At 44.2% G+C, this 6,918-nt stretch carries 7 protein-coding genes; 1 reads left to right on the top strand and 6 read right to left on the bottom strand.

All coding sequences use genetic code 11. The annotated features are described in order from the left end of the window. Positions 1-76: 76 nt before the first annotated feature. Together mnmG and mnmE are read right to left on the bottom strand one after the other, a co-directional pair. Complete coding sequence (gene mnmG / locus IGJ74_RS18075; RefSeq protein ID WP_008376950.1) at positions 77-1,969, bottom strand: tRNA uridine-5-carboxymethylaminomethyl(34) synthesis enzyme MnmG; 1,893 nt, start codon at positions 1,967-1,969, stop codon at positions 77-79. A gap of 33 nt (positions 1,970-2,002) precedes the next feature. Further along, on the bottom strand, positions 2,003-3,400 hold the full coding sequence (gene mnmE / locus IGJ74_RS18080; RefSeq protein ID WP_034859087.1) for a tRNA uridine-5-carboxymethylaminomethyl(34) synthesis GTPase MnmE: 1,398 nt from the start codon (positions 3,398-3,400) through the stop codon (positions 2,003-2,005). 238 nt (positions 3,401-3,638) lie between these two features. Between mnmE and IGJ74_RS18085 the strand changes: the two genes are divergently transcribed. After that, entirely contained in the window at positions 3,639-3,968 is a 330-nt protein-coding gene (locus IGJ74_RS18085; protein ID WP_005226284.1) for a heavy metal-binding domain-containing protein, read from the top strand. A gap of 202 nt (positions 3,969-4,170) precedes the next feature. Here IGJ74_RS18085 and jag read toward each other — a convergent pair whose 3' ends face one another. The 4 genes from jag to rpmH all read right to left on the bottom strand — a co-directional run bounded on the left by jag (position 4,171) and on the right by rpmH (position 6,407). Next, positions 4,171-4,929 carry an RNA-binding cell elongation regulator Jag/EloR gene (jag, locus tag IGJ74_RS18090; RefSeq protein WP_005232929.1) on the bottom strand — a complete coding sequence of 253 codons (759 nt, stop codon included), beginning with the start codon at positions 4,927-4,929 and terminating at the stop codon, positions 4,171-4,173. Positions 4,930-4,946: 17 nt separating this feature from the next. After that, positions 4,947-5,771, bottom strand: coding sequence for a YidC/Oxa1 family membrane protein insertase (locus IGJ74_RS18095; protein WP_218193020.1), 825 nt, complete (start codon positions 5,769-5,771; stop codon positions 4,947-4,949). An 18-nt stretch (positions 5,772-5,789) separates the two neighbouring features. Next, positions 5,790-6,125, bottom strand: coding sequence for a ribonuclease P protein component (gene rnpA / locus IGJ74_RS18100; protein ID WP_142437343.1), 336 nt, complete (start codon positions 6,123-6,125; stop codon positions 5,790-5,792). Positions 6,126-6,272: 147 nt separating this feature from the next. Beyond that, positions 6,273-6,407, bottom strand: coding sequence for a 50S ribosomal protein L34 (gene rpmH / locus IGJ74_RS18105; protein ID WP_002356012.1), 135 nt, complete (start codon positions 6,405-6,407; stop codon positions 6,273-6,275). Positions 6,408-6,918: the final 511 nt, after the last annotated feature.

Here is a 6,918-nt window from a genome sequence, read left to right on the forward strand (position 1 = left end):
GAGTTACTCTCGTAGCGGGCTTTTGACACTGTATTTACCATTTATAAATTGGTTTTTCAAAGAATATTAACCGTCTTTAGTTAACCTTTGCAATCTTCCCTTGTTCGATATACACCATCAAAATACTAATATCAGCTGGGTTTACTCCGCTGATACGGCTCGCTTGGGCGATGGTTTCGGGTTGGATTTTTTGCAGTTTTTGTTTGGCTTCTGTTGCCAAGCCATTGATAGCGGCATAGTCGATGTTTTCAGGAATGCGTTTGGCTTCCATCCGTTTGAGTTTCTCCACTTTTTCGAGGGCTTTTTTAATATAACCTTCGTATTTGATTTGGATCTCGACTTGTTCGATCTCTTTTGGCTTCAATGCTTCATTGGCTTCGATAAATTGCAGCATTTCCGCATACGTCACTTCAGGCCGGCGCAAGAATTCATTTGCTAAAACGCCATCTTTCAAGGTGGCCGTCCCTTTGGCAGTCAAATATGCTTGTACTTCTGGCGTTGGTTTGATGCGGATTTTAGACAAGCGTTTGATTTCTGCTTCAACAGCTTCTTTTTTCGCTACATATGCTTCGTATTGCGCTTCTGGGACGAGCCCAATTTGATGTCCCACTTCGGTCAAACGCAGATCGGCATTATCATGACGCAGCAATAAGCGGTATTCGGCACGAGAGGTCAATAAACGGTATGGTTCATTGGTTCCTTTGGTCACCAAATCATCGATCATCACACCGATATAACCGTCGCTGCGTTTCATAATGAAAGGTTCTTTGCCTTGAATTTTCAAAGCGGCATTGATGCCGGCAATCAAGCCTTGACCGGCCGCTTCTTCATAGCCGCTGGTTCCGTTGGTTTGTCCTGCCGTAAAGAGGTTTTCGATGACTTTGGTTTCTAATGTTGGACGCAATTGATGAGGTACCACGACATCATATTCAATGGCGTAGCCCGTCCGCATCATTTCCGCTTTTTCTAAACCTGCGATGGAATGCAGCATTTGGACTTGGACGTCTTCTGGCATAGAAGTAGAAAGCCCTTGAACATACACTTCTTCGGTGTTCAATCCTTCTGGCTCCAAGAATAGTTGGTGACGAGATTTGTCTGCAAAACGCACGATTTTGTCTTCGATGGATGGACAATAACGGGCACCTACCCCTTCGACGATCCCTGTAAACATCGGCGCCCGATGTAAATTCTGGTTGATGATTTGGTGCGTCCCTTCGTTCGTATAGGTCAACCAGCAAGGTTCTTGGTTTTGATTGTAGGCTTCATCGGGTGTGCTGTAACTAAAGTGATTCGGTTGTTCATCGCCAGGCTGGATCTCCGTTACCTCATAGTTGATGGTGCTGGATTTGACCCGCGGTGGTGTACCGGTTTTAAAACGAGCGATCTCTAGACCAAGCTCTTTCAAATGATCGGCTAATCCAATCGATGGCTGGGAGTTGTTTGGACCAGAAGAATACTTCAACTCTCCAATGATGATCTCCCCTCGCAACGCTGTTCCTGCAGTGATCACTACAGCTTGGGCTTGGTAACGAGCGCCTGTAGATGTCACGACGCCACGGCACTCGCCTTCTTCAACGATCAGCTTTTCAACGATCCCTTGGCGCAGTGTTAGATTGGCTTCTTTTTCGATCGTTCGTTTCATTTCAGCCGCATAGGCATGTTTATCGGCTTGCGCCCGCAAAGCCCGCACTGCGGGACCTTTTCCTGTATTGAGCATCCGCATTTGGATGTAGGTTTTATCGATATTTTTGCCCATTTCTCCGCCTAAAGCATCGATTTCGCGCACCACGACGCCTTTTGCTGGTCCGCCGACGGAGGGATTACAAGGCATGAATGCGACCATGTCTAAGTTGATGGTCAGTAAAAGGGTTTTTGCCCCCATTCGGCTGGCTGCTAAGGCAGCTTCTGATCCGGCATGGCCGGCACCAACAACGATCACGTCATAACTTTCTGCTTGATATTCTTGCATGGTGTTCTCCTTTTTACGCCAGTGGCGCATTCTTTATTTTCCTAAACAAAACTGACTGAACAATTGGGTGATCAACTCATCTTGGACACTGTCGCCGACAACTTCTCCTAGATAGTCCCAGCAGCGTGTCATATCGATTTGAACCAAGTCGACAGGCATTCCTGCTTCGATCCCTTGGATGACCTCAGACAACGACTGAACGGCATTTTCTAATAAGGCAATGTGGCGGGTGTTAGAAAGATAGGAAGCATCCTTGTCGGTGGTTTTCCCCCCAAAGAATAGATCGGCAATGGCTTGTTCCAGTTGATCCAAGCCTTCGTTGGTCAATACAGAGACAGAAAAAATCGGTTCATCTGCTGCGTACTGCGCTAATTCAGCGGGCGCTAGTTTTGGCTCAAGGTCGGTCTTATTCAATAAGATGATCCGACGGCTGCCAGCAGTCAGCTCCAGCAATTGTTTGTCTTCCTGGGTCAATCCTTCGCTTTGGTTGAGAACCAGCAAAATCAACTCCGCTTCTGCCAGTGCTTTGCGGCTGCGTTCGACCCCGATTTTCTCAACGACATCTTCCGTTTCGCGGATACCAGCCGTATCGATCAGTTTCAACGGTACCCCGCGAACATTGACATACTCTTCAATGACATCTCGGGTGGTGCCGGCAATGTCTGTCACGATGGCTTTTTCTTCCCTTAATAAATGGTTCAATAAGCTGGATTTACCGACATTCGGCCGACCGATGATCGCAGTACTCAGGCCTTCTCGCAAAATTTTTCCTTGTTGGGCAGTTGCTAATAAGGCTTGGATCTGCCCTTTGACCATCGTGGCCTTTTCTAACAATAAGCGGGTCGTCAATTCTTCCACATCATCGTATTCAGGGTAATCGATATTCACTTCAACTTGCGCCAACGTCTCTAAGATCTCTTGGCGTAAGGTCCGAATCAAGTGGGAAAGATTGCCATCCAGCTGATTGACAGCGAGATTCATCGCCTTATCGGTCTTAGCACGAATCAGGTCCATCACCGCCTCGGCTTGAGAAAGATCAACCCGTCCATTTAAAAAGGCCCGCTTCGTGAATTCCCCCGGCTCAGCCAAACGTGCGCCTTGTCGTAAAACCAGTTGCAAGAGTTGATTGACGACAACGATCCCGCCGTGACAGTTGATCTCAACGACATCTTCTCGGGTAAAGGTCCGCGGCTTTTTCATCACTGAAAGCATCACTTCATCCATCAAACGGTTTTCTTCTGGGTCCACGATATGACCATAATGAATCGTATGACTAGGGACTTGGGCGAGGGTTTTAGTGCCTGCTTGAAAAATCCGATCCGCAATTGCGATTGCTTCTTCCCCGCTTAATCGCACAATACTGATGGCCCCTTCGCCTGGCGGGGTGGAAATTGCGGCAATCGTATCAAATTCTTGCGTAATATTCGCCATGTTGCATGCTCCTCCTATTTTTTCACATAAAAAAAGTGCCCACTCCACCCGTCAAATTGATTGAAAATCAATAAAAACGAGTAGACTTAGCACTTTGACTGCTTGTCAATTAAATTCTGGAAATAGATTAGCACATTTTTGCGCGAGTCGCAAGCTTCCTTCAAAAACTTTTAAATTTTGCATCTGTCCGCAAAAACCTTTAAAATAAAAGCAAAGAATAAGAAAAGAGGGATCTATTATGGAAACCATCAAATCATCAAACAGTGCTGCCCGCATTAAAGAAATCATTTTATCGACAGGAAACGTGAATCGGCCTTATGTCGTGCGGGATATCGTCTTTGCGGCAGACAAAATCGAAGTAGATCTATTTGATACATCTGTGAATTTGAACGATCTTTTGGCAGATGTGACCTATCGCTTAAAAGAAACAGCTCACAGCTACGGTGCGAATGCAGTGATCAACTGTCATTTCGAACACGACCGCATCGTCGAAGGCGACAAAACCTACCTTGAGATCTTTGCCTATGGTACGGTGGTTCAATTTACTCAATCAACCATTGGCGGCTAATTGCCCCTTTGAACAACGAAATACAAAAAAGAGTCCGCGGCATACGGACTCTTTTTTGATACCAAAGGCTGACCTACGTAACGTATGTTGACTTTGATAAGAATGATTTCTAGTCAAGGATACTTGGTTTTAAATTTGTTGTCAATCGCTTTTTCCCATCAAAAAAGGGAAAGGCTTGTCAGACCGCCTTTCCCTTTTTTCATTAAATTCGTTTGTCCGCAGGTTCCACTACTAAGTAGCGATACGGTTCATCCCCTTCAGAATGAGTTTGAACATACGCATCTTTACTCAATACGGAATGGATCTGCTTTCTTTCAAACGCCGGCATCGGCTCTAAAAAGACCGGGCGGCCTGTTCGTTTGACTTTTTCAGCAGTACGGCTAGCCAAACGTTCTAAGATCGCTTGACGTTTTTCACGGTAATCTCCGACATTCACTACAATCGATAATTTGTTTTTCGCGATGCGGTGAATATACACTTGCGCCAAATATTGCAGTGCATTCAAGGTTTTGCCGTGCTTCCCAATCAAAATGCCTTGTTTTTGCGTTTCTAAATGAAAGACGATCACGCCGTCTTGACGAGCGGTTTTTACTAAGGCGGGTGCATTCAATGCTTTTGAAATATTTGTCAGATAGAGTCCCAGCTGAGCCAGCGCTTCCTCATCTGAAAGATCCGTCAGCAAAACAGGTTCGCTCGCTGCTGCTTCCATCACACTGCTTGCATCCTCTGTCGTCACAGGATCTGGTTCTACCAGCGGTTTTGCTGGTACTTCTTCAACGGGTGCCGGTTCTTCAACGATTCGTTTTTCAATGGAGACCCGTGCTTGTTTTTTTCCTAGACCCAAGAAGCCTTTTTTTCCTTCATCCAGGACTTCGATTACTGCTTGATCTTTGGTGATACCAAGGACTTGCAATCCCTCTTGAATTGCTTCAGCTACTGTCAGATTTTCATAAATCGGCATTGCAGTGCAACCTCCTCTTATTTTTTCCGTTTCTTTTTAGGACTCATTGCTTTTTTCAGGGCTCGTTCACGCTCGCGTTCTTTGCGTGCGGCTTCTTCTCTTTCTTGGCGAATCTTGAATGGGTTATTTAAGATCATTGTTTGCAAGACTTGGAATGCATTAGAAACAACCCAGTACAAGGAAAGACCGCTGGCAATGTTGATCCCCATCAGTAAGATCATCATCGGCATAGCGAAATTCATAATTTTCAAACTCGCATTTGATTCCACTTGGCTCATACTTGATAAGTAGGTACTTGCAAAAGTAAAGAGCGCCGCTAAAATCGGCAAGATGAAGTATGGGTCACGATCACCCAGCTGCAGCCATAAGAATTTTCCTTCTTGCAGAGCAGGAACCCGTGAGATCGATTGCCACAAGGCCATCAAAATCGGCATTTGTACCAATAATGGTAGACAGCCGGCATAGGGATTGACATTGTTTTCCGCATACAAACGTTGTGTTTCTTCTTTTAACTTGCTTTGTGTTTCTGTATCTTTTGACGCATATTGCTGCTGCAGCGCTTTTAGCTTCGGTTGTAATTCTTGCGTTTTGCGCATGCTTTTGGTTTGAAAGTGCATCAACGGCATCAAAATGACCCGGATGATCAATGTAAAGAGGATGATCCCGATCCCGGCATTGCCGAAGGAGAGGGCTTTGATCGCCTCTGCAAAATAATAAACGATGTAACGATCCCATAGACCGGTACTTTGTGCATTTACTTCACCTGTTGCACCGCAGGCAGATAAGACAACTACTAATGAGAGAACTCCCCAAAATAGTAAGACGCGTTTCCCTTTTTTCACGTAACTAATTCCTTTCCATTAATGAATAATTTTGGCAAGCTTTAAGACATGCTCTAAATTCGAGTAGATTTCCTTTGAGGAACAAATGGCGATACTTGGACGGGCGATCACAATAAAATCGATCGCTGGTTCGATTCGCGGCTTCATTTCCGTTAAGCTCGCACGAATCTTACGTTTGACCTCATTTCGCTTCACTGCATTACCGACTTTTTTTCCTACAGATAAACCAACTCGAAAATGTGATTGCTCTTTAGGTAAGACATACACCACGAACTTCCGATTTGCAAAAGAATTTCCTGCCTGAAAAACTTTTTGAAAATCTTGCTCTGTTTTTACTCGATAGGATTTTCTCATCTTCGGTTCCTTCACTTCTTTCAATTAAGCTTCGCGAAACGGATTGAATCCGTAACCACTCACCTGTCAATAATACCATATTTGCCAAAAGTCAGACACTATATTCCGCAAAAACGGCATAAAAAAAAACCACTGGCATTCAGTGGCTTACGCAGAAATAACCTTTCTGCCTTTACGACGACGGCTAGCTAAAACACGACGTCCATTTTTTGTACTCATACGTTTACGGAATCCGTGAACTTTTTGACGTTTACGTTTATTTGGTTGATACGTTCTTTTCATTTATTTCCACCTCCATCAGGATAATGCTTATGCGCACAGACATACTTTGATAGTATAACGAGTCAAGTACTAGTTTGTCAATAAGAAGTTTGCTCAAAATCGACCATTCTTTATCCACAATTCCCTTGATTTGTGTGGGTTTGCTGTTTACAGCTAATTTTTGTGGATAACTTTTTCCCCAGAGTTAGTTTGACTTTTTCCACAAACAAACAGCCTGTAGAAAAGTTTTCCACAATCGCTTTTCCAGCTGTTGATAACTGCCCTAAAACCTAGTATTATCAAGGCGGGATCTTCACATCGATCTGTGGATAAAGTTGATTATTTTTCAGTTATGCACATTCTTTTTCTGCCTGTGGATAGTCGGATTTCGAACATGTGCATTTCCATTTTTCTTTTATCCCGTTTTGTGGAAAAGTATTTTTTTCTAACCTTTTTTATCGTAATCTGTGGAAAACTTTTTCAATCCGTGCTATTTTAGTTATATCTATTCTTAGTTATAGGAGGACAATTT

The organism is Enterococcus sp. AZ009 (assembly GCF_050548785.1).
GTDB lineage: Bacteria > Bacillota > Bacilli > Lactobacillales > Enterococcaceae > Enterococcus_D > Enterococcus_D entomosocium.